2 protein-coding genes are annotated in these 3,484 nt (G+C 65.5%); one reads left to right on the forward strand and one right to left on the reverse strand.

Annotated features, from left to right (window positions below; translation table 11 throughout):
* A partial coding sequence (locus AC1D2K_RS32055) for a winged helix-turn-helix domain-containing protein (RefSeq protein WP_478094141.1) occupies nt 1–2,699 on the reverse strand: 2,699 nt, incomplete at its 3' end.
* Nucleotides 2,700–3,066: 367 nt separating this feature from the next.
* Between AC1D2K_RS32055 and AC1D2K_RS32060 the strand changes: the two genes are divergently transcribed.
* Nucleotides 3,067–3,484 (forward strand): porin (locus AC1D2K_RS32060; protein ID WP_478094143.1); only part of this gene is annotated, 418 nt, incomplete at its 3' end.

Genomic DNA, 3,484 nt, shown 5'->3' on the forward strand with positions numbered 1-3,484 from the left:
ATCAGGCCGTGCCGGCGCGCGATCGACACCGCCTGGGTGCGATTCTGGGCCGCCAGCTTGATGTTGATGCTGCGAAGGTGGGTACGCACGGTGCTTTCGGCGATGAAGAGCTTCTCGGCCATCGCGCCGTTCGAGTAGCCTTCCGCCACCAGCTTGAGCACTCGCAACTCCTTGTTGGTAATGGGCTCTCCGCGCCAAGGGGTTTGCGTCGCTGGTGCCGGGCCTGATTCACCAGCCAGCGCGTCGCCGCCCAGCGATGCGAGCAAGCGCTGCACGTACTCCAGCAGGATAGGATCTTCCGGCCGGCAGGCCTTGCTCAGGTTCTGGAGCACCGCCTGAATGGGGCCCACGACGGCCGCGCCTTCATCGAGGATCAACCGCGCGAAGCCCTCGCGGCTGCCCGCCAGCAGCACCTCGCCCATCGCGTCGGCGGCAGCCTGCGCGTTGTTCTGGCGCCATAGTGCCACCGCCCACAGCACCCGAAGCTTGTGCGCTCGACGGATGCGCGACTCGGCGTGCGCCATCGGCAGTTCGGCCTCGATGCGCCGGGCCGCCGCAGCCGCATCGCCGAACTGAACCTCCCAGCGCAACCACCCGATGCCGATGTCCAGCAGCTCGTGCGCCGGGAGCCGCTGACGCGCCACCCGATCCCATACTTCACGGTCGTCACTGCGCTCCAGTTCGGCACGCGAGCCGAACGCATTGCCCTGACGCATGAGCATGCAGGCTCGCTCGAGTCTGGCCGACGCCACCACCCGCGGCAGTTTTCTCAGGTGACCCAGGGACTCCAATTCGGTCAGCACGCGCGACGCGCCATCGACGTCGCCGCGTCCGAAAAGCAGTCGCGAGCGGATCGCGTGGCACTCGATCATGTGGTCCGGCAGCCCGACATCGCGGGCCAGAGGCAGGTAGACGTTCAGCAGACGTTCGACCGACTCCAGGTCGTCGGCCTCGTACATCGCGCTCGCGTAGAGAACGCCCGCCCACGCATTGCCGCCGGTGTAGCGGTACGAGCTGGAGCGCGTGCTGCCCACCGCGATCCGAAAGCGTGCCATGGCCTGGCGGAACATGCCGCGCTGGAAATCCAGCATGCCCTCCGTCGACTCGGTGTACATGCGGTTGAAACCACTGCCGTACTGCGCGCTGCGGGCCGAATCGAGCAGCCGCTGGGCCTCGCGTGTCTCGCCCAACACCGCCGTGACGTGCGCCATGCAATTGATCAAGACGGTGTCTGCAAAGCGCACCGCGGTAGGCAGCCGTGCCAGGCCCTCGCGGCCCAGATCGTTGGCCTCGGGATAGCGGTCCGCCATGGCGAGCAACAGTGGACGCAGCGCATTCACGTGGGCACCGATGATGGCGTCGTGGCTCGTCGCGATGCCGCTGTCGAACAGCAAGGCGTGGGCCTCGGCCGGTCCCTGGGTGAACAGGACCGCCCAGATCTCTATGGCCTGCATCAGCGGATGCTGGCGCAACTGAGCGCGCGGGATGGCAGCGAACCAGCGCGCCAGCAACCGCATGCGCCCTTCTTCCAGAAAGCCCTGCGCCGTGCGTGACAGCAGCGTCAACGCATACGGAAAATCCCCGCCTTCGATCGCATGATCGATGGCGGATACCGGTCGGTCGGCCGATTCGTACCATGCAGAGGCGGCCAGGTGCAGCCGCACGACTTCATCCGGATGTTCGCGGGCCAATTGGGCCCGCAGGAATGCGGCGAACAGGCTGTAGAAGCGGTAACGAGGCTCGACAGCATCGGTCTCGACCGGCAGCAGAAACAGGCTGGATGCATGCAGGTGCGCCAGCATGCGTGCGCAGTCGGTACGCGGCAGCAACGCCTGGCACAGCGAAGGGCTCAACTGCCGCAGGATGCTGGTGCGCATCAGGAAATCGCGCACCTCCGGTGGCTGGCGGCCGAGCACGTCTTCGGCCAGGTACTCGGCGATGACGCCGCTGCCGCCGGACAGTCGGTGCACGAAGTTGGCCGGATCGTCGTGGCGTTCGAGCGTGATGGCAGCAAGCATGAGCGCCGCGACCCAACCCTCCGTGCGTGCGTGCAGTGTCTCCAGCACGTCGTGGGACAGCGCCGGCAGGCCACGCGCCTTCAGGAAGTCGCGCGTCTCTTCCACGCTGAAACGCAATGCCTCGACGTCGATCTCCATCAACTGTCCGCGCACGCGCAACCGGCCGAGATCCAGATCGGGCAGGTGGCGCGAACCGACCACCAGCCGCCCGTTGCGCGGCAAGCGCGCGACGATCTCGCGCAGCAGCGCCAGCACGGCGGGAGACTGCAGGACCTCGAATTCATCCAGGAACAGTGCAAACGGGGGCCCCTCTCGCTCGAGCAGCGCAACCGCATCGGCATCGCCTCTGGTTTGCCCATCGTCGGCGATCTGCAGACGGGCTACGGCTTCCGCCAGACAACTGAGGAAGCGGGGCACGTCGTTGTCGGCCGCGTCGAGCGTGATCCATGCCGTCGCGATGCCGCGCGCCTGCAGCTGTTCGTGAATCTGGCGCAATGCCGTGGTCTTGCCAAAGCCAGCGGGCGCACGCACCAGCACCAGTTTGGCAGCGGCGCCGCGCTCGACGCGGTCGGTGACCACTTGGCGATGCACCAGTGAGGCGTTGGAACCCGGGAGGTCGAACTTGCCGGCGTGCGCCAACGCACGCTCGCAAGCCAGAGTGGCAGAGGGGGGCGACGACATGGACAACTGCTGGCGAAGAGTGGCGTCGGATTCTAAGGCCTCTAATCGTTTTTGGCAGCCGCTCCGGCGCGCCCTCGGAAAAACACCTAGTCGCATGCGACGAATTGCACCGCGGACCCAGGCAATGGAATCCGTCTGAACCGACGATGCCCAGCGGGAAGGCCCCCGCCTAGAGTCCCCCGTCAGCAGCGCCATCCCATTGAGACCTGCAACGAACAGCGACTTTGGTCGCAGTTCGCAGGGCTTTGGAATCCAGATGAAACAAGTCTGGCGTGCCTTCGCGCCAGCTTCCCATAAGGAAGATGGCTCGGCGGACAGGGGGAGACAAGGGTGCCAGGCATCTCTATCCAAACTTGAAGAACTTGAAATGAAAAAAACGCTAATTGCTCTGGCTGCACTGAACCTCGTGGGTGTCGCCTCAGCTCAGTCGTCCGTCACCTTGTTCGGCACTCTGGACGCTGCCGTCAGCTACTACCGGAACGAAAGCACTGCCGGCGTGACAACCACCCAGTGGGCGCTGTCGAACTCGGGCCTCGGTTCGAGCCGTCTGGGCTTTCGTGGCACGGAAGACCTCGGTGGCGGCCTGGCCGCCAGTTTTTGGCTCGAGTCGCAACTGAACAACGACGATGGCCGCGCCGGATCGGCGGTCCAATTTTTCAGCCGTCGTTCGACGGTGAGCCTGTCGGGCATCCTCGGTGAAGTCCGCCTCGGCCGTGACTACACGCCGACTGTATGGAACGACGTGGTCTTCGATCCGTTCTACACCATCGGGTCGGGAGGCAGCC

The organism is Variovorax sp. P1_H12_2 (assembly GCF_056405335.1).